The following is an 18,842-nucleotide window of genomic DNA, read 5'->3' as shown; positions in this document are numbered from 1 at the left end:
AAGAAGCCCCGGACGCCAGGCGTTCGGGGCTTGTGGGTCAGCTACCGATTTTGGTGTTCACCTTGTCCAGTTTGGCTCGGCCCAGAGCCTGCTGGGTCAACGTTTTTTCGAGTGCCTTGATGGCCTGAAATATGTCTTCATCCTCAGCGTTTTCCAGCCTCAGCTTGAGGGCATCGAATTCTTGCCGATAGGTCGTTTCCATGAAGGTTTGCCAGATCGGTTGCTCAAGGATCCGCTCAGTCAGCAAGCCCCCTTCTTCCAGAGCCAGCACGCGTTGACAGGCCGCCTCGATCATCTCCTTGCTCACCTTGGAAATAGCCCGAAACTGCATGCCTCGCGCTTGCCATGGCAGATCCAGGCGTTCCGCCAGATCCGTCATGTAAGCCAAATGCACCTCGACTTCATCGATGGTTCCACCTTCAGCTCCAGGGCGATAAAAAGTTTCTCCGGCCCGCAAGCGCTCAGCGACACGCTCGCGGGCAATCCTGCCCAGTTCGTCCAGACGCGCCTTGCCCCTCGCCAGCTGCAGCAGCTCGGCTTCCACCAGCCCCGGATTGGCCAATGCACGGGCCTCGTGCACTAATACCTCGACGCCCATGGCATTGAACAACTGAGTACCACCATCAACACAGTTGGTGGTGCTGGTCGCCTCGGCAAACAGCTTTTCCCGTAACTCGGTTCTTTCGGCCATGGCCTCTAGCATGCGCCACACTTTGGCGGTGAGTCCGATACGATAACTTTTGTCGTCGGCCTTGAAATCATAGGACTCGGTCAGCCGCCGGATTTCATTGAAAAACGGCAGCGAGCCATACTCGTCTTCGACGCTGTCCCAGATCTCCTGTTTCGCATTCCATTCTGCGTTGCTCAGCCCTTCCCCCCATTCGGAACTGTCGAGAACACCGCGTGGGGGATAGGCTCGATCAGGGTCCAGACCGATCGATTCGATGTACGTGCGCACCCGTTCAAGGTTCTCGGGCGAAATCCAGCCCTCCTCACGAGTAAAGAATGTGCGCGCCAGCAACTCCGCACGGAAGGAACCGGGCGCCACTTCGGGAATTTGCGTAAGCACGTTGAACTCAAGGTTCAGATAAATGCTACGCGGGCGATTGCGGCCAAGATAACCCGTGGGCCAGGTATTGAGCTGGCCATGGTTAAGGGTAATCGCCTGCAAGTTGGGCATACGACTGACATCAGGCGGCAAGCGTAACGGGTTGTTATCCAGGCGCAACAGGTGCAAGCGGGTCAGTCCCCTGAGGTGGGCGATTCCCTCGCTGTCCAGGGAGATGTTGTTATCGCTGAGCACCAGATGAGTCAGCTGGCGCATGTTGCCGATCTCTTGAGGAAACCGGGTCAATCTGTTTTGCGTCATGTTCAACTGCCGCAATTGCCGGAATGGCCGCAGGAATCGGACATGCTCATCACGCAGTCGTACATTGTTCAGGCTGAGTTCGGTTACGTGATCAAAACTGACCGACAGTTCAGGCATCGTCGCCAAATGCCTGTCCAGAGGAAAACCATCCAGATTCAGTGCCTGCGGCGCCACGATGCCGGGTACCTCAACGCCCGCCGGTCCGGTGCGCTGCAAGCAGCGGCGGAGCTTCGTGTAGAGATCGTTTCTGGATTTCCACTCCGCGACTCCCTCGGGCGAAAGACGCCAGGATTGGGTAGGTTGGTTGACCCAAGAACGCATCGAATCATTGAAGCGGTCGAACCCGGTTTCCAGCGCAGTCACTCGCTGGTCGGCCCACTCACCAAAAGTATTCAGAAGCGCCTGTACCTGACTGTCATCCAGACCTGGAAGCAGTGAGCTTATACGCATTCGCAAAAGATCCGGGTCTTGTGAGCGCCCCCTGTAAGCGCGCATTCCGCCACGCAAACGCATGATCTGCGGGTCGTAAGCGGGCTTGCGTATCGGATGATCCAACAGGGTTTTCGAGAACGTGTCGTGTGACAGCGGCGATTGTTTAACAGCCTGACGCAGTTGCGCCCCCTGATTGATCTCAAACCCCAGCGTTTTGCGGTCGGCATCGGGCAAGGCATGCAGCAATGCCCCGTGCAGATCGTCCGCTCCATGCAGATGGCCACCCTCATGGTCGTAAGCTTCATAGCGCCCGTCTTCGCGCATGACCAACACCTTGCGCACCGAGGCATCGACCGGACCAACGCTGTCATGCAGTGCGCCGGTGAAGGAGAACGCACGGACTTCGATGCGCATCTCCTTTGGCCATTTCGGCCAGTTTGCCAGGGTATGCAGCGCCAGCCGGTCGGTGTCGGCATTACTCAATCCGTCTAGATAAAGCCCTTCATAGGCGCGACTCAAACGCAAGCCGAACACAGACTTGCGCGCCATTTCGCGCAAGCGCAACGGGATCCGTCTGTTTCGGGTCAACTTCAACAACTCGGCTTCAGCGGCATCGTCCAGCAGGGCTTGTGCGGCGGCGTTCGACAGCTCCGGAAAATCCCGCTTCAGCAGGTTTATCCGTGCATCGCTGGTGGTTTCCCGGGCCTCGTACAACGTATCGAACAGTGTTTTTTGGCTGTCTTGCGCCTGGCGGGCGATGCGTTTTTTCAGCTCGGCAATACGCGCCGAGCGTTCTTTCGCAACTTCACTGCCGAACCAGTCCTGCAATTGCGCCTCGCTGAGGGCGTCAACCACTCGTGTCGGCAGTCGGCCTTCGCAAACATCAGCCCGGGAAATGTTGAGGGTATTTTCAGGCGTAGCCTCAGCTGCACCGAAACTCAGTGACGGTCGGCCCGAAGCGGCATCGGCTTCCAGCACCAGGGCCCTGGATTCTGGCCAGCCATGTAACGCAGTAACAAACCCCGTCACTTTCTCCGACAGTTCCTGCGGCACCTGACCATTCAGGATTTGCGCACTGAGCTTGTCGGCGTCCGCGTAAGCCTTGAAGCGCTTCAGCGTATCCATGAGCAAGGGCGCCGGTGGATCATTTTCGACATGCATACGACGTAGTACGCCTTCCTCGACACCGCTGACATGCCGCACCTGCTCCAGCACTTCGTCACTGATCCCATCCACTGATGGACCGAGACGCCGCAACAGCTTGCCCTTGTCCCATTCCATCGGTTGTTCGAACTCCGTGTGCCAGGCGCCAGCACCGTTGTGTTCGATGTTCGGCTGATAGGCATCCGGCCGCCTGGGATGTTGCAGTCGAGGCTGTCCGGTGAGCGGATCCTCCTTGAGCACGAATTGCTTACCCTCGAGCGGCAGCACTTTGCGCCCGTCATGCTCGATGACGCCGAGGTCATCGGGTGTTGCGGTTTCGGGCAGCGTCAGGCGGTGCGCATAAGGTGCATGATCGGGTTTGATCAGACGCGTTTTTCCGTTGGACAGTTCCACCGGTTTAAGGCTGTCGATCAGGGGTGATGGTCTGATCGGCGTGGGGCTTTTGGGCAGCACGTACCCCATGAACATCAGGGCCAATTGCGCACCGTTGATCAAGAAACTGTTGATATGCGCCGCGCCCTCTTCGACGTCACCCTTGCTCCAGTCTTCAATGCCCTCGACCAGCTCCGCCAGCAATTGCGCAGCCATCAGGCCCAGCATGGCCGGCCCCAGCACTGGCACCAGCATTGCGCCAAAGTTGAACAGGTTCCAGGCGATGTCCAGATAGCCGCTCAGGCGTTTCCAGCGAGCATTGGCGTCTTCGTCATCGGTCGGCACCGCGATCAATCGGGCATCGGCGATGGCTTTGTCGCGGCGCTCACGAAACAGACGGTCCCACAGGTCGTCGCTGATCAGATGAGTGACAGGTTCCGCATCAGGGTTTTCGACCGGCGTTTCTCGCCACCATGGCCCCATGTCCAGCGGTTCGCGCTGTTGCCAGGTGATGGTCTTGAGCCGTTCATTGACCCGGCTGAAAAAAATCGCCTTGTCTTTCTGCGCGACAAAACGACTGAAAAAACCCTGGTAGTCACTTTCACGCAGTTGGCCGATCAGCGTTTTCATGAAGTCGGTGAGCGAGGCATATTCCTTCAGCGGATGATCCGGGTCATCCGGTACCCAGGCGATCAAATGCCCGCTCAGCCGATTCTGGCTGTAGATTTCGTCCTTGCGCAGCATCTCTTCCACCACGCCTTTCGGGCCGTTGGCGAAAAAAGCCTTGAGCAGGCGAAAGGTATCGAAGCCATTGGGTAGCGAGGAAGTTGCCCGTCGGGAGAAATCAAGCCATTGCTTGCGTGCATCGGGCGTCAGCTCATCAATGGCGCTTTTGACCGCCGTTGGTTCGGCCACCGCGCTGAACAGCACAACGCCGGTCATCTGGCAGCCCATTAGCGACAAACGATGACTTTGCAGCGGACGGCCATACCACTGGATATCAGACTTGCCGTCGATCAATCCGCCGATCGTTGCGTAACCGTGCAGGCCGATATCGCCCTTGAGATACGCCGTCGTCGACGCCAGTTTGAGGGCCGCTTTGTCACTGGCGATCGAATGCTCCTTGAGCAGGCGAGCGGCATTGGCATCTGCGGGGGTGAGCAATGACTTGATGTGGGTCTGGTATTGCCCGCCAATGTCGAGGCGCCGACACAGCGTCGCCAATCTTTGCGGGGTGATGACCTTGATCTCGTGCAGGTCGCCACGAAAGTCCTTGCGTAACACCGCGGAGCCGCTGCGAAACGCATCATCACGGGTTTCATCCTCTTCGAAGTTGTGCAGCGCCGCTTCGAGCAGCGTGGAGTGACGGATGGTACTGGCCTGGGTATCGATTACACCGGCGATGTTGTTCGGCACATACAGGCGCAATTGCAGGTCATTAGGATTGCCATGTTCGTTGAAGTTCGAGAGCAACAGGGTTTTGAGCAACGGCTCGGCAAAGGCCTTGATGTCGTGCTGCAAATCGCCGAGCAATTCATCCAGCCGCCCTTGCAGGCGCCAGCGCTCGTCGATGAGTTGCTTGAGATAGTCGCGGTCCACCGGCCGGGCTTTCAGATACCAGGCAGGGAACGTCGGCGGTACATCCACCGCCGTCAGGAGCCTGGCCCGTGGTGCTTCGGTAATCGCCTTGGGGATCAACGGTTTTATCCGTTGGTGATGAACCCCGTTGTCTTCCTTTGTTGCCGGACTTGACGGCCCTGTTGGATTGCTTCCTTGCAATTCAGGCATGTCTTGAACACCTTCAAACCATTGATTGGGGCCCTATCGTTATGCGTTTGTCCCGTGAACAAAAGCGCAAATAATCGTTGGTTCAATGTACAAAAACAGCCCTGTGCATTCGAAAATCCAGGTGCCGAAAATATCTATTTACCGCACCACACAACCACGAATGTGCCTGCTTTTATCGGCGGTGGTGTTCCCCAGGACAATATGGGGCAGGGGGACCGCGTTATCGTTCATCGCGAGCAAGCTCGCTCCTGCAATGGATCGTGCTGTTCACAAATCCTGTGTTCACAGCAATCACCTGCTTGCGAAAGCAACCTGGCAGCCAACACAAAAACACCAGAACTCTTACTCGATCAGCAGCCGCCCCAACCGCTGTTTGAGCATTCGATTCTCCGCCCGCAGCTGCTGGACCTCTTCAAGCAGGTCCAGCGCCAGGGCGACGCCTTCCCATTCCAGCTCCAGATCGCACCGCAGCTTGACGGCGCGTTTGGCCAGGGTCAGCTCATAATCGTTGAATCGCCAGTCCTTGGGCTGGGCGCCCTGAGGTTCGAGGATGCCGTGTTCGACGATTTCGATCACATGGACGTCCGACAAATCGGCCGCCTCACAAAATTCTGCCAGGTTCAGTTGAACGATCAGGGGGCTGCTCATGACGGGCTACTCCATGTCTGGGTTCAGAAGTGTTCTCTCGGATCGAACGCGGCTTTTTTCGCCAGTTCCTGCCACAGGGCCTTGATGTCATCGTCGGACTTCTTGGGCATGACAGCCTTCAGTTGTACGAACAGGTAACCGCGCTCACCGGCCTTGTTCATCAGGCCATGGCCCTTGGCGCGCATGCGCTGGCCGTTCTGGCTGCCCGCCGGTACCTTGAGGTTGATCTTGCCGGTCAGGGTCGGCACGGCGACTTCGGCACCCAGTGCCAGTTCCCACGGTGCCAGCGGCAAGGTGATGATCAGGTTCTCGCCTTCGACATCGAATTTCGGGTGCGGGGCAAAACGGATCGTCAGGTACAGGTCGCCATTTGCGCCGCCACCCACGCCCGGAGCGCCCTGCCCCTTGAGGCGAATGCGCTCGCCGTCGCTCACGCCGGCGGGGATCTTCACGTTCAGGCTTTTGCTGGTGTTGCTCACATGCTGGCCGGCCGCGTTGTACTGCGGTACCTGGAAGGTGACCTTCTTCGACTCGGTCGACAGTGTTTCTTCGAGAAAAACCCCAAGCTCCATTTCCACGTCTTGCCCTCGGCGTCCGGTGCTGCGACGCGACTGTCCACCACCACCAAAGCCTGGCCCACGATTACCGAATATCGAACTGAAAAAGTCCGAAAAATCGCCCGTGTCCTGGCCGCCACCACCGAAACCGCCACGGCTCTGCCAGCCCGGTGGCCCCTGGAATGGCTGGCCGTGCTGGCCATAGCGGCGCAAATCATCGTATTCGGCGCGTTTATCGGCGCTTTTCAGCGCTTCATAGGCTTCCGAGGCGTCCTTGAACTTGGCCTCGGCGTCCTTTTCCTTGCTGACGTCGGGGTGATATTTGCGCGCCAGCTTGCGATAGGCGGCCTTGATCGCCTTGTCGTCTGCGGTCGGCTCCACACCGAGAATCTTGTAATAGTCTTTGAAGTCCATCGAAGGAATCACCATCCGTTATCAGAATCGCGCCACAGGCCACAGCATGCGCTTGTTTGCAGCCATTGGTTTGACCGATCTCAAATTTGTGACCGGGCAGCGCAGCAGAAGTTTATCGGCAGCAGGCGGGGCTTCTTGCGAGCACTCCCGCGGCTGTCCGGTTGATGCAGGGTAGTTTGGGGGGGATGCCCCATCTTTCAAGGCATTGTCTGCGAAGAATTAGCAAATAACCGGCCTTCGAATCTGGCGCGCTCTGACATACACTGCGCGGCCGTTTTTTAACCGGAACCTGAAAGACATGAACAACGCATCTCCAGCCTGTGCCTTGGGTATCGACTTTGGCACGTCCAACTCCACTGTCGGCTGGCTGCGCCCCGGCGTGGAAACGCTGATCGCGCTGGAGGACGACAAGATCACCCTGCCGTCGGTGGTCTTCTTCAATATCGAGGAGCGTCGCCCGGTGTACGGCCGGCTGGCGCTGCACGAGTACCTGGAAGGCTACGAAGGCCGCCTGATGCGCTCGCTCAAGAGCCTGCTGGGTTCCAAGCTGATCAAGCACGACACCAGCGTCCTGGGCACGGCGATGCCGTTCAAGGACCTGCTCGGGCTGTTCATCGGCCAGCTCAAGAGCCGCGCCGAAGCGGCCGCCGGTCGGGAGTTCGAAGAAGTGGTACTGGGTCGGCCGGTGTTTTTTGTCGACGATGACCCGATGGCCGACAAAGAAGCCGAAGACACCCTGGTAGACGTGGCGCGCAAGATCGGTTTCAAGGAAGTCTCGTTCCAGTACGAGCCGATTGCCGCCGCGTTCGACTACGAGTCGACCATCGAGAAAGAAGAGCTGGTACTGATCGTCGACATCGGCGGTGGTACCTCCGACTTCTCGCTGGTGCGCCTGTCGCCGGAGCGTCGGGGTGTGGATAACCGTCACGAGGACATCCTCGCCACCGGCGGTGTGCACATCGGCGGAACCGACTTCGACAAACAGCTCAGCCTGCAAGGCCTGATGCCGCTGTTCGGCTACGGCAGCCGCATGAAGAGCGGCGCCTACATGCCCACCAGCCACCACATGAACCTGGCGACCTGGCACACCATCAACTCGGTTTACTCGCAGAAGTCGCAACTGGCCCTGGGCAGCATGCGCTACGACATCGAGGACACCGGCGGCATCGATCGCCTGTTCAAGCTGATCGAACAGCGCGCCGGGCACTGGCTGGCCATGGAAGTGGAAGAAACCAAGATCCAGCTGACCCACGCCGACAACCGTCACGTGCCACTGGATCGCATTGAAGCGGGCCTGAGCGTGGACTTGAGCCGTGCACTGTTCGAGTCGGCCATCGACAGCCTGCTGGAGCGGGTGCGCAACAGCGTCACCCAACTGCTGGCAGACGCCGATGTGCGGGTCGATCAGGTCGATACGGTGTTCTTCACCGGTGGCTCGAGCGGGATTCCGGCGCTGCGCAACAGTGTTTCGGCGATGTTGCCGAATGCGCGGCATGTGGAAGGGAATATCTTTGGCAGTATCGGCAGTGGTCTGGCGATTGAAGCGGCCAAGCGTTACGGCTCGATGGACTGATCCAGATTCAGTGGTTCCCCCTTCGCTGGCAAGCCAGCTCCTACAGGATTGCGTCGCCCTTGTAGGAGCTGGCTTGCCAGCGAAAGCGTCAGACCAGAGCCTGCATCTTTCGGATCAAACCATCCCCACCTGCTTCAACTCACTCTTCAGATACGCGTAGTAAATCGGCCCCGCCACCACTCCCGGCAGGCCGAACGCGGCCTCGAACACCAGCATCGCCAGCAGCAACTCCCACGACTTGGCACTGATCTGCCCGCCGACGATGCGCGCGTTGAGGAAGTATTCGAGCTTGTGGATAAAAATCAGATAACCCAGCGCCGCCACGGCAACCCAGATCGACAGCGACAGGCCGACGATGGTGATCAGGGTGTTTGACATCAGGTTGCCGATCACCGGCAGCAGGCCGAGCAGGAACGTCAGCACGATCAGGGTTTTGGTCAGCGGCAGCTTGATGCCGAACAGCGGCAGGATCACCGCCAGGAAAATCCCGGTGAAGAAGGTGTTGAGCAGGGAAATCTTGATCTGGGCGAACACGATGTTGCGAAACGCCTGGACCAGCAGGTGCAGACGATCGAACAGCGCTGCAGCCAGCGGTTTGCGCTTGGTCAGGTCCGGCACGCGCTGCAAGGCAATGATCGCACCCAGCACCATGCCGATCAGCAACGTGACGAACATGTGCGCCGCGTCCTTGCCCACCAGTTGCAACTCGCTGAGGTGCTTGCTGACCCATTCGCCAATCGCCACGCGAAACTCAGCGGCACTGGCCGGCAGATAGGCGTCGATGAACGGCGGCAGTTGCCCGCGTGCGCGGTCGACCACACCCATGAATTTGTCGAGGGAAGCGCCGGGGTTTTCCGCCTCGTGCAGCAGGAAGCTGATGGCACCGGCGAAGATCAGCGACAGCACGCTGACAATCAGAGTCCCCAGCAACGCCACCGCCAGCCAGCGCGCGCGCCGGCCTTCGATCAAACGTTGCAGTTGCGGGGTGAGCATGTTGACCAGCTCGAACACCAGCAACCCGGCGAGCAGGCTGGGCAGCAATCGCAGCGGGATGACCAGCAGCAGCCCGCCAAAAATGATGACCCAGCTGATGACCAGCAAAACTTGACGCTGAGAAAACGTTGGCATACAGCCTCAAAAACGAACGGCATAAAAAGGATTGGCAGTCTGCCAGCGATCCGGTGCGAGCACTAGGGATTGTGTGGGGCGACCTTAGTGGGGACTCTGGATGTTTGCAGTCTCTCGACTGGCCTTATCGCGAGCAGGCTCGCTCCCACAGTGGAACCGGGTACACCTGGCAAATGTGGGAGCGAGCTTGCTCGCGATGGCGCCAGCACAGCCCCCACAGATCCTGACCGGGTTTATTTTTTCTTCAGGCAATCGCTCATGAACGCCTTGCGCTCATCACCCTTGAGGGCTTTGGTGGCGGCGTCGGCGTTGCAGGTTTTCATTTTCTCTTGCTGTGGGGTCAAGGCCTTACCGGCATCGTTTGCCGCCGGAGTCGCCTTCAGGCAGGTGCTCATGAATGCTTTGCGCTCGTCGCCCTTGAGGCTTTTAGCCGTAGCGTCGGCATTGCAGGTGGTCATCTTTTCCTGCTGGGCTGTGGCGGCGAAGCCCTGGGAACAGAGCAGCAAACCGATCATCAACAAAGGGGCACGCAACATCTTCATGGAGTTCTCTCCTTATCGCCACACCGAGGGGCGCGGCCTTGTACTGGAGTGTAGACAACCCCTGTTACACCTTCCTGTTCTCCAGATGGCTGCGTCGATACTGCTCCGGCGTACACCCGGCCTGACGCTGGAACATTGCGATAAACGCCGAGCCGGTGCTGTAGCCCATGTCGAAGGCGATCTCTTGAATGCTGCGCGGGCTATCCAGCGCTTCGATCGCCGCCAGAAAACGCAGGCGCTGGCGCCACTCACCGAAACTCATGCCCAGTTCCCGCACGAACTGCCGTGCCAGTGTGCGCTCGCTGACATGGATGCGTGCAGCCCATTCCGACAGCGGTCGGTTATCCCCCGGTTCGGCCTGCAATGACTCCAGAATCCCCAGCAGTCCGGGGCTGCTGGCGTAGGGCAGGTAGCACTCGTGCACCGGGGCCTGTTGCAGTTGATCCACCAATACCTGGGCCAGACGCTGGTCGGCGACCTGCTCGGGGATTTTCACGTCACGGGCGGCGAAGTCCTTGAGGATCGCCTTGAGGATGTCGCTGATGGCCAGGGTGCAGGCTCGCGGCGGCAGATCGGCGCACACCTTGGGGGCCAGGCACACCGCGCGGTAGTTGACCGGTTGGTGACTGTAAAAACTGTGCTGGATCTGCGGCGGCACCCACACCGCGTATTGCGGCGGTGACATGAAGCGGCTGCCCTCGACGTCCATGTGCAGCACGCCGTGGGCTGCGTATTCCAGCGTCCCCCAGGGATGCCGGTGGGGCGCGGCGTATTCGTGGGCGTCGAAATCGGCGTAGCGGAAGTACACCGCCGACGGCAGTTCGCTGAAATCCAGCAGGTCGATGTGTTTACTGCTCATGCTGTCCGTCATCAAGGGCGGGTTGTCTGGATTGAAGTATAGACTTGCATCCAGACAAGCGGATAATTGCCCCTCATTAACGTTCTGGTTTTTCCCGATGCAATACGCTTACCCCCTGCTGGCCATTTTTATCTGGGCCGGCAACACCGTGATCACCAAAATGTCGGCCGGGGCGATCTTCCCCGCCGAGATCGGTTTCTACCGCTGGCTGCTGGCCGGGTTGCTGTTCACGCCCTTCATGCTCAAACCGGTTCTCACCCATTGGCCGCTGATCCGCCCGAAACTGGGCAAGATCTTTGTCCTTGGTGTTCTCGGCATGGCGGTCTACCAAAGCCTGGCGTACTTTGCTGCGAGCCTGACCTCGGCCACCAACATGGGCATCATCCTGTCGCTGATGCCGCTGATGTCGCTCGCCATGGCGATCATCAGCCTCGGCCAGCGCCTGACCATGGGTGCCCTGGCCGGTGCGGTGCTGTCATTCGCCGGTGTCCTGGTGGTGGTGTCGTCCGGCAGCCTTGGCGCATTACTCGAACACGGGGTCAACCTGGGTGACGCGATGATGTTGATCGCCACCCTGGCCTACGCGGTCTACAGCACCCTGTTGAAAAAATGGCAGCTGAAACTGCCGCCGCTGGTGCTCCTGTATCTGCAGGTGCTGGTAGCCGTGTTGGTGCTGTTTCCGCTGTTCCTCGCCTCACCGAAAGTCGGCCCGACCCTGCAGAACATTCCGCTGGTGCTGTACGCCTGCCTGCTGGCTTCGATGGTCGCGCCGCTGGCGTGGATGCAGGCCGTGGTACGTTTGGGGCCGAGCCGGACCACGCAGTTTTTCAATTTGCTGCCGTTGATTACCGCATTGATTGCGGCGGTGGTGCTGCATGAACAACTGGCGATATATCACTTGGTCGGTGGGGTGTTGACCTTGGGTGGGGTGATTGTTTCCGAGCGCTGGACGACGGTGTTGGGTCGCACCTAGCTTTTTTGTGGCGGTCTAAAGCCCTACCGCGCTCAGCCGCGCCGCATGCTCGACAAACAACCGAATCGGTTCGGCCCCCTTGCCCACCAGCCCCAGCGACTGGTTGACGATATCGAAGTGATCCAGCGGATACTCATCGCCAATCACCGTCCCCAGGTGCGAGCTGTAGCGCCCGACCATGCCGTCGCAATGCCCGGCTTCGCGGACGAAGGTTTTAGCGAACACCCGGCAACTGCGGTTGGTGCCGTCCAGCAGATTGCGCCCGCGATCGGTAATCCCCGGTTGCAAGGTGCCGGACCAGGAGTAATAGCGCACGCCGTTGACCTCTTCGGCACCGTGACCGCCCCAGGTTTCAGGCAAGCCCTGTGGATAACACTGGTTGAACAGCGCCACGCCAGCGGTAGTGAGGGAGTGATGGGATGCAGGGATATCCACCGGCAGCTTCGGCCCGCGGTAACCGGTATCCAGCAAAGCCATCAACGCGCCAACCATCCGCAGAAAAAAGCACAGCAAACGACCACGGACGCTGTCATGGGGATAATGCCTGTGCAGATAATCGGCGAGCTCCGAGCCGTGGTTCGGCCCCGCCACCGAGGTCACCGATGCCACCAGGTCAGGACGCTTGGCGGCGGCATAACGGGCGGTCAGCGAGCCCTGGCTATGGCCGATCAGGTTGACCTTGTCGGCCCCGGTCTCCCGCAGAATTTCGTCGATACGTACCAGCAGTTGCTCGCCGCGCACTTCGTTCGAGTTCAGCGGCGAGACCTGCACCGCGAACACCACGGCACCACCACGGCGCAACGCCTCGACGATCCCGTACCAGTAGGGATAAAGCACCAGGCGGATGAACCCGAGCATTCCCGGGACCAACACCAACGGGTAGCGCGGGGCAGAACCTTGCGACATGGGCGGACATCCTGGTGGTCGGGTGGTGACGCAAGGCGGGATGCAAGACATCCGCCAAGCATCGCCAGCGAAGATGACAAGTCTATGTCATCCGCCCTACTTCAACCCCGCCACGCCCGCCACGATTAGCCCGATCGAGACCAGTTTGATCACGGTCAGGCTTTCGCCCAGCAGCGCGAAACCGAGAAACACCGTGCCCAGCGAACCGATGGCGGTCCAGATCGGGTACGCAATGCTCACCGGCAACTCGCGCATGGCCAGGGTCAGGAAGTAGATCCCGCCCACAGCGGCCACCACGGTGATCAGCGAAGGCCAGGGCCGGGTGAAGCCCTCGGCGTACTTCATGCCCATGGCGAAGGTGACTTCGAACCCGGCGGCGACCAGCAGAAACAGCCAGGCCATCTAGAACTCCCCGGCCAGCGCCAACAAGCGCTGCTCAGCCTCGATGGCAGAGATTTCAAAGCTGCGCTCGGCGGACTCTTCGCCCTCGACAGCCACCACGGTGACGTCCGTGATGCCGATGAATCCGAGCACCGTGCGCAGCAGCTTGTCGGCATGGTTCATGGTTTCCAGCTCGCCTCCCGGGCCAAAACCGAAGCCGCCACGGCTGGTGATGATCAGGGCTTTTTTGCCCTGCACCAACGGTTGGTACTGGGCCACGCCATTGTCCAGGGTGTGATCGAAGGTCACCCCGATGCGCACGACCTGATCGATCCAGGCCTTGAGGCCGCTCGGTACGCTGAAGTTGTGCATCGGCGTGGAAATCAGCAATACATCATGGTCGAGCAGTTCGCCGACCAGGTCGTCGCTGAGCGCCAGGTCGGCCTGCATCGACAGTGGCCGAGCGTCGGGCTCGGGGTAAAACGCGGCGGCTACGAACGCCTCGTTGACCGGCGGTATCAACGCCCGCCCGACTTCGCGTCGGGTCAACTGTGAGTGGGGATGAAGGGCCTGCCAGGCCGACAGAAATACTTCGGCCAAACGGCGCGAGTGCGAACGGTCACCACGGGGGCTGGCATGAACAGCAAGAATTCTACTCATCTGAATCGCCTCAAGGACTAAACTAAAACCACTTGTGGCTTGCAGCTTGAAGCTCACAGCTGCTCTCATTCAAATGAGTAGAAATCAGTCTGGATGAATCCATTTCATCCATGGAGTGTTCAATGTTTGCCTCGTTGCCGTTGACCGCCCTGCGGGCCTTTGAGTCCGCCTCACGCCTGTTGAGCTTCAAGGCCGCCGCCGAAGAACTGTCCGTTACCCCGACGGCGGTGTCCCACCAGATCCGCTCCCTGGAGAGCTGGCTCGGCGTGCCGTTGTTCGAGCGCCTGCCGCGCCAGGTACGCCTGACCGAATGTGGCGAAAGGTTGTTCCACAGCCTGCACGGGGCGTTTCTGGAAGTGGCTCAAAGTGTCGATACCCTGCGCCCGCAACGCAGCGGCGCCAACCTCACGGTCTCCACCACCGCTGCCTTCGCCGCGCTGTGGCTGGTACCGCGCCTGGGACGTTTCTACGCTCGGCACCCGAACATCAACGTGCGCCTCGATACCCACTGCGAAGTCCTCGATCTGCATCAGGACGCCAGTGTCGATCTGGTGCTGCGCTACAGCCTCGACGATTACCCCAATCTGTACGGCCAGTGCCTGTTCGATGAAACCTTCGGCGTCTACGGTTCGCCCGAACAAGTGGCCCTGGCGTCGAGTCGCGCCCCGACGTTGATCAGCGTGCGCTGGCACAACTCCAAACTCTATGTCCACGGCTGGGAGGCCTGGTGCGCTTGCTCCGGCGAAACCTGGCTGAGCGGCCGGCCAGCAGTGCGCGAATACGACGAAGAGCATTACGCCCTGCAAGCGGCGATTGCCGGGCAAGGTCTGGTATTGGCAAGCAATATTCTGGTGTCGGAAAGCGTGGCCAGTGGTCTGTTGTTGCCGTACCGGGGGGAAATCCAGGTCGATGGCGCCGGCTACAGTGCCCTGTGCGTGCCGGGACGCGAACGGCACCCACCGGTTCGGGCGTTTTTTGCATGGCTGCGTGAAGAGGCATTGGCGTCGGGACATGCATTGACATAAGCAACCAAATGCAGTGCCTGCAAAACCGCCATCGCGAGCAGGCTCACTCCCACATTAGTCCAGCATGCACAGATCCCCTGTGGGAGCGAGCCTGCTGCGGGCGGCGCTCCGACGATGGGGCCTGTATAGACGCCCGATTATTTGGCTGGCTTGACGGTGACAGGCACCTTGCCCGCCTTCATCTGCTCCAGCAACGGCGCACACTGGTTCGGCTCACCTGCGCTCGGCGCCACCAGCGCCAGCAACCCTGCCGCCGGTGCAGCGATCACGCCCAGCGCCACCATCCCGGCTCCGCGCAGCATCAACGGCACGGCCTTGACCCCGGCATCGGGCTTGATGAACTTGCCGCGCACATACAGCGGCGAACGCAATGATATCAGGCGCCAACCCTTGGATTCCGGGGTGATGGTCAGGTCCAGCTGTTCAGTCGCCATGTTCGCGGTGCCGTCGATGTAGACGATGGCGTTCTCGGTGTCGAATACAAACAAGCGGGTACTCGCCAAGCCGGACTGGATGCCGAAGTCGGCGGCTGCGCAGTTGATCTTCACTTCCTTGTCGCCAAAGATCTTGCCGACCACATAGTTGCCGACATTCAGGCCCGCCAGCTCCATCAATTCGCGACTGATGGCGCCATCGTTGATGAGCATTTTCAGGCTGCCATTGGCACTGCCCAGCAGCTTGGCCACCGAATTGCCGCGTCCGCTGACATCAGCATCGCCGTTGAGTTCGCCAAAACTGGTTTTCATCGGTTCAAAGCCGGGGAACAACTGCTTGAGTTTGAAGCCCCGCGCCGTGAGCCTGGCCTGGCCTTCCAGTGGATCGGTGTGGCCGTTCAGGCGAATCTGCGCATCCAGCTTGCCGTCGGCCACGCCGAAGCGCAGCGGCTCGAAGCTAAGCACGCCATCGGTGAGTACCAGATGGGTATAGAGGTCGTTGAACGGCAATTTTTCGCTGTGCACGATGCGCTTGCCGGTGAACTCGACATCGGCGTCCATATCGCGCCAGCGATCGGTCTTGAACTCTTCGACCGGCAGCACTTTGTCCGCCGGTTGTTTGCTGTCGCCGCCTCGCTCCTTCTGTTTGGCGTTGGAGTCGGCACCAATCAGCGGCGCCAGATCGGCGAACAGCAATTGATTGGACAACAGCGAGCCGCTGAGTTTTGGCCGTGGCTGGCTGGCCACATAAGTCAGATTGCCATGGATGTCGCTTTCGCCGATCTTGCCGTTGAATTCTTCGTAGCGGAACACCGCGCCACCCGCCTCGTGCAACTTGGCGACCAGGTGGCCGTCGGTGGCATAGGGTGGCGTGTCCGGCAGGGTCACGCCGGTCAGCGGGTAGAGGTTGCCCAGGCTGGTGCCGGCAAGTTTCAGGCGCAGGTCCAGGGCGCCGAGATTGAGTGGGTCGGTCAGGGTCCCGGCCAATTCGACGCTTGAGTCGGCGATCTTCACCTGTGCCTGAAGCGGAAACGGCCGTGCCGCGTCCTGCAGCGCCAACAGCCCGCCAATCTTGCCCTGGCCCGCGAGTTTCTGGCCGTGGTACTGGCCGTTGACCTTGAGGGCGAACGCATAATCCTGGGGTGACGAGCCTTTTTCCTGCGCGGCTTTCGCCGCTTTGTCGCCAACGATATCGCTGAACGGAACCGGTTTGCCCAATGGATCGATCAGCACGTCGAGTTGAGTCTTCAGGCTCTGGTCGTCGAGGGTAACGTGGCTCTTGTCGAAGCCGATCGCGCCGATATCCACCACCCAGCTCGAAGGCTCGGCGTTGGGGTCTTTTGGGTCGAATTTGAAGGTCCAGTTGGCGCGCCCGTCAGCCAGGCGTTGCAGCTCGGCATTCGGCTCGGTGAGATCGATGCGCGGGATCACCACCCGCTGCGCCAGCAACGCCAGGGGTGAAATACGCAGTTCTACCCGCTTGAGGGTGACCATCTGCGGTTGCTTCGACCAGTCCGGGTTGCCCAGGCTGAGGTCCTCGGCTACTACATGGGGCCACGGCACCCAGGCGCGCCAGCCGCTTTCATCGGGTTCGGGCCGCCAGACCACCGACAGATTGCCGTTGATGGCGAAAGCGCGATGCAGCTCTTCGGAAACTTTGGCGTTGAGCGGCGGTTTGATCCGGTTCCAGTCGAAGAACACGATGATCAGTACCAGCACCATCAACAAGGTAAGGAAGGTGGAAAGGGTCCAGACAATCGTCTTTTGAGTGCGCGTCATTGCACAGGGCTCCTGATACGACTGAGCGCCCCGACTGCGACGCACATGTGAAACGGTGAGCCGCAAGCGACCCGCCATGAACTCTACGACTGATAAAAACCCGGCAGGTTTAATCGATAGACCGAATTCGCCGAATTCGCCAAGTCCAATACTGACCAATCAGTCATTCAGCGTTACCACCTCCGCACTTTTGCATGTCAGAGATGGGTCGAAAATACCCACTCCGGTGCAAAACCATCCGTGGGAAGCGCCCGCTCTAGAGCCTCCGCAGCAAACAATCAATTCCGTTGATTATTACCATTGCGTTTATGAACTTTCATATCGACTTATCGAGAGTAGCATTGCTTTCGTACCCACTTATTCGCCCTCCCAAGGAGCAAAACAATCATGAAACGCCAATTACTGCTTAGCCTTACCCTCTCGATGCTGGCAAGCACTGCTTTTGCCCTGCCAGCCGCTGACCAGGCCACGCCACAAGTGAAACAAAACCACTCGGTGTTCAGCCAGACCGTCGCCGCTGATGGTTCCGACCGTACTCCACAAGGCCAGACCCTTGCCGAAGGCGGTAATGATCGCCTGAAAGAAAAAGGCCTGATCACTCAGGATGGCTCGGACCGTACCCCACAAGGTCAAACCCTGGCTGCCGATGGTTCGGACCGCACCCCACAAGGTCAGACCCTCGCTGCTGACGGTTCGGACCGCACCCCACAAGGCCAGACCCTGGCTGCCGACGGTTCCGATCGTACTCCACAAGGTCAAACCCTCGCTGAAGGCGGTGGTGACCGTGTGATCGAACGCAACAGCGATCTGAGCTAAGCCTCATGGCCGCCCTGAAAAAAAGCCCAATCCCCGGATTGGGCTTTTGACTTTTCAGCGATCCGCTTGATAAATGCGGCACTTCCCTGCTTGATCCCCCACAGTCGTTCGACGCCGGCAAAGCCGATTTGCTAGAGTGCGCGCGTCCCTGTCCAGAAAACACCCCTGCGATGCTGCCCCGCGCCGAACAGAAACAACAAACCCGTAACGCCCTGATGGACGCTGCCCGGCGCCTGATGGATGGCGGCCGAGGATTCGGCAGCCTGAGCCTGCGCGAAGTCGCGAAAACCGCCGGCATCGTACCGACCGGTTTCTACCGCCATTTTGCCGATATGGATGAACTGGGCCTGGTGCTGGTCAGCGAAGTCGGCCAGACATTCCGCGAAACCATTCGCCTGGTACGACACAACGAATTCGTGATGGGCGGCATCATCGATGCCTCGGTGCGGATCTTTCTCGACGTGGTCAGCGCCAACCGTTCGCAGTTCCTGTTTCTCGCCCGTGAGCAATACGGCGGTTCGCTGCCGGTGCGCCAGGCCATCGGCCGTTTGCGTGAAGACATCAGTTCGGACCTCGCGGCGGACTTGTCACTGATGCCGAAGCTGCAGCATCTGGACATCGCCGACCTGAGTGTCATGGCGGATCTGATCGTCAAAAGCGTGTTCGCCACCCTGCCGGACATCATCGATCCGCCAGCCGAAGCCTTGCCCGAGCACCTGACGCCCCAGGCGAAAATCACCCAGCAACTGCGGTTTATCTTTATCGGCCTCAAGCATTGGCAAGGGCTCGGAAGTACCGAGTAACGTCGTTTGTAGGAGCGAGCTTGCTCCGGGCGGCGTTCCGACGAAGGCGGCGACATCTTCGACATTCATGTGACAGACAAACCGCTTTCGCGAGCAAGCTCGCTCCTACGATGATGCGCATAGCATCATCTTGGTGCGCAAATCAAAAACAACGCACCAACTTCAACCAAAAAACTCACTCCATCGATACCAGTCCCACGTCCCCTTCAGCCATTTCCT

15 protein-coding genes are annotated in these 18,842 nt (G+C 59.6%); 5 read left to right on the top strand and 10 right to left on the bottom strand.

The window, feature by feature from the left end:
- Positions 1-37 precede the first annotated feature (37 nt).
- The 3 genes from AC1DWG_RS15275 to AC1DWG_RS15265 form a co-directional block, all read right to left on the bottom strand.
- Positions 38-5,125, bottom strand: coding sequence for an NEL-type E3 ubiquitin ligase domain-containing protein (locus tag AC1DWG_RS15275; protein ID WP_477787957.1), 5,088 nt, complete (start codon positions 5,123-5,125; stop codon positions 38-40).
- Between the two features lie 342 nt (positions 5,126-5,467).
- Positions 5,468-5,773 carry a chaperone modulator CbpM gene (locus AC1DWG_RS15270; protein ID WP_477753459.1) on the bottom strand — a complete coding sequence of 102 codons (306 nt, stop codon included), beginning with the start codon at positions 5,771-5,773 and terminating at the stop codon, positions 5,468-5,470.
- Positions 5,774-5,796: 23 nt separating this feature from the next.
- The gene (locus AC1DWG_RS15265) at positions 5,797-6,744 is read right to left on the bottom strand and encodes a DnaJ C-terminal domain-containing protein (protein WP_111284472.1); all 948 of its coding nucleotides are present in this window, start codon (positions 6,742-6,744) and stop codon (positions 5,797-5,799) included.
- 298 nt (positions 6,745-7,042) lie between these two features.
- Here AC1DWG_RS15265 and AC1DWG_RS15260 point away from each other — a divergent pair, with 298 nt between their 5' ends.
- Complete coding sequence (locus AC1DWG_RS15260; RefSeq protein ID WP_477753460.1) at positions 7,043-8,317, top strand: Hsp70 family protein; 1,275 nt, start codon at positions 7,043-7,045, stop codon at positions 8,315-8,317.
- A gap of 114 nt (positions 8,318-8,431) precedes the next feature.
- On the opposite strand, the gene AC1DWG_RS15255 is transcribed toward AC1DWG_RS15260, so the two are convergent.
- From AC1DWG_RS15255 to AC1DWG_RS15245, 3 genes are all read right to left on the bottom strand, one after another.
- Positions 8,432-9,445: an AI-2E family transporter gene (locus AC1DWG_RS15255; protein ID WP_477763636.1), complete on the bottom strand. Its 1,014-nt coding sequence runs from the start codon at positions 9,443-9,445 to the stop codon at positions 8,432-8,434.
- 233 nt (positions 9,446-9,678) lie between these two features.
- On the bottom strand, positions 9,679-9,987 hold the full coding sequence (locus AC1DWG_RS15250; RefSeq protein ID WP_007990866.1) for a PsiF family protein: 309 nt from the start codon (positions 9,985-9,987) through the stop codon (positions 9,679-9,681).
- A 64-nt stretch (positions 9,988-10,051) separates the two neighbouring features.
- Complete coding sequence (locus tag AC1DWG_RS15245; RefSeq protein WP_477763637.1) at positions 10,052-10,846, bottom strand: AraC family transcriptional regulator; 795 nt, start codon at positions 10,844-10,846, stop codon at positions 10,052-10,054.
- 97 nt (positions 10,847-10,943) lie between these two features.
- On the opposite strand from AC1DWG_RS15245, the gene AC1DWG_RS15240 reads away from it, so the two are divergent.
- The gene (locus AC1DWG_RS15240) at positions 10,944-11,819 is read left to right on the top strand and encodes a DMT family transporter (protein WP_477763638.1); all 876 of its coding nucleotides are present in this window, start codon (positions 10,944-10,946) and stop codon (positions 11,817-11,819) included.
- A gap of 15 nt (positions 11,820-11,834) precedes the next feature.
- Here the strand turns inward: AC1DWG_RS15240 and AC1DWG_RS15235 are convergent, their stop codons facing one another.
- The 3 genes from AC1DWG_RS15235 to AC1DWG_RS15225 all read right to left on the bottom strand — a co-directional run bounded on the left by AC1DWG_RS15235 (position 11,835) and on the right by AC1DWG_RS15225 (position 13,766).
- A complete protein-coding gene (locus AC1DWG_RS15235) occupies positions 11,835-12,725 on the bottom strand; it encodes an esterase/lipase family protein (RefSeq protein WP_477763639.1) in 891 nt (296 codons plus the stop codon).
- 96 nt (positions 12,726-12,821) lie between these two features.
- On the bottom strand, positions 12,822-13,127 hold the full coding sequence (locus tag AC1DWG_RS15230; protein WP_477763640.1) for a DMT family transporter: 306 nt from the start codon (positions 13,125-13,127) through the stop codon (positions 12,822-12,824).
- Positions 13,128-13,766, bottom strand: coding sequence for an FMN-dependent NADH-azoreductase (locus AC1DWG_RS15225; protein ID WP_477787956.1), 639 nt, complete (start codon positions 13,764-13,766; stop codon positions 13,128-13,130). It abuts the gene before it with no gap.
- A gap of 110 nt (positions 13,767-13,876) precedes the next feature.
- Here AC1DWG_RS15225 and AC1DWG_RS15220 point away from each other — a divergent pair, with 110 nt between their 5' ends.
- Entirely contained in the window at positions 13,877-14,791 is a 915-nt protein-coding gene (locus AC1DWG_RS15220; protein WP_477763642.1) for a LysR substrate-binding domain-containing protein, read from the top strand.
- Positions 14,792-14,928: 137 nt separating this feature from the next.
- On the opposite strand, the gene AC1DWG_RS15215 is transcribed toward AC1DWG_RS15220, so the two are convergent.
- Positions 14,929-17,004: an AsmA family protein gene (locus AC1DWG_RS15215; RefSeq protein ID WP_477787955.1), complete on the bottom strand. Its 2,076-nt coding sequence runs from the start codon at positions 17,002-17,004 to the stop codon at positions 14,929-14,931.
- A 387-nt stretch (positions 17,005-17,391) separates the two neighbouring features.
- Between AC1DWG_RS15215 and AC1DWG_RS15210 the strand changes: the two genes are divergently transcribed.
- Positions 17,392-17,820 (top strand): hypothetical protein, encoded by a 429-nt coding sequence (locus AC1DWG_RS15210; protein WP_477753470.1) that lies wholly within the window; start codon positions 17,392-17,394, stop codon positions 17,818-17,820.
- Between the two features lie 170 nt (positions 17,821-17,990).
- Positions 17,991-18,623, top strand: a complete 633-nt coding sequence (locus AC1DWG_RS15205; protein WP_046039880.1) for a TetR family transcriptional regulator — start codon at positions 17,991-17,993, stop codon at positions 18,621-18,623.
- Positions 18,624-18,842 lie beyond the last annotated feature (219 nt).

The organism is Pseudomonas sp. P4_B3, assembly GCF_056402295.1.
Note: the sequence above shows the minus strand (reverse complement) of the source record. Positions and strands in the feature narration are given on the sequence as shown.

Bases quoted from the DNA above. Each gene is read 5' to 3' on its own strand.
- AC1DWG_RS15250 (WP_007990866.1), bottom strand. From the start codon at position 9,987: ATGAAGATGTTGCGTGCCCCTTTGTTGATGATCGGTTTGCTGCTCTGT.
- AC1DWG_RS15240 (WP_477763638.1), top strand. From the start codon at position 10,944: ATGCAATACGCTTACCCCCTGCTGGCCATTTTTATCTGGGCCGGCAAC.
- AC1DWG_RS15230 (WP_477763640.1), bottom strand. From the start codon at position 13,127: ATGGCCTGGCTGTTTCTGCTGGTCGCCGCCGGGTTCGAAGTCACCTTC.
- AC1DWG_RS15270 (WP_477753459.1), bottom strand. From the start codon at position 5,773: ATGAGCAGCCCCCTGATCGTTCAACTGAACCTGGCAGAATTTTGTGAG.
- AC1DWG_RS15260 (WP_477753460.1), top strand. From the start codon at position 7,043: ATGAACAACGCATCTCCAGCCTGTGCCTTGGGTATCGACTTTGGCACG.
- AC1DWG_RS15215 (WP_477787955.1), bottom strand. From the start codon at position 17,004: ATGACGCGCACTCAAAAGACGATTGTCTGGACCCTTTCCACCTTCCTT.
- AC1DWG_RS15265 (WP_111284472.1), bottom strand. From the start codon at position 6,744: ATGGACTTCAAAGACTATTACAAGATTCTCGGTGTGGAGCCGACCGCA.
- AC1DWG_RS15235 (WP_477763639.1), bottom strand. From the start codon at position 12,725: ATGTCGCAAGGTTCTGCCCCGCGCTACCCGTTGGTGTTGGTCCCGGGA.
- AC1DWG_RS15275 (WP_477787957.1), bottom strand. From the start codon at position 5,125: ATGCCTGAATTGCAAGGAAGCAATCCAACAGGGCCGTCAAGTCCGGCA.
- AC1DWG_RS15225 (WP_477787956.1), bottom strand. From the start codon at position 13,766: ATGAGTAGAATTCTTGCTGTTCATGCCAGCCCCCGTGGTGACCGTTCG.
- AC1DWG_RS15220 (WP_477763642.1), top strand. From the start codon at position 13,877: ATGGAGTGTTCAATGTTTGCCTCGTTGCCGTTGACCGCCCTGCGGGCC.
- AC1DWG_RS15210 (WP_477753470.1), top strand. From the start codon at position 17,392: ATGAAACGCCAATTACTGCTTAGCCTTACCCTCTCGATGCTGGCAAGC.
- AC1DWG_RS15245 (WP_477763637.1), bottom strand. From the start codon at position 10,846: ATGAGCAGTAAACACATCGACCTGCTGGATTTCAGCGAACTGCCGTCG.
- AC1DWG_RS15205 (WP_046039880.1), top strand. From the start codon at position 17,991: ATGCTGCCCCGCGCCGAACAGAAACAACAAACCCGTAACGCCCTGATG.
- AC1DWG_RS15255 (WP_477763636.1), bottom strand. From the start codon at position 9,445: ATGCCAACGTTTTCTCAGCGTCAAGTTTTGCTGGTCATCAGCTGGGTC.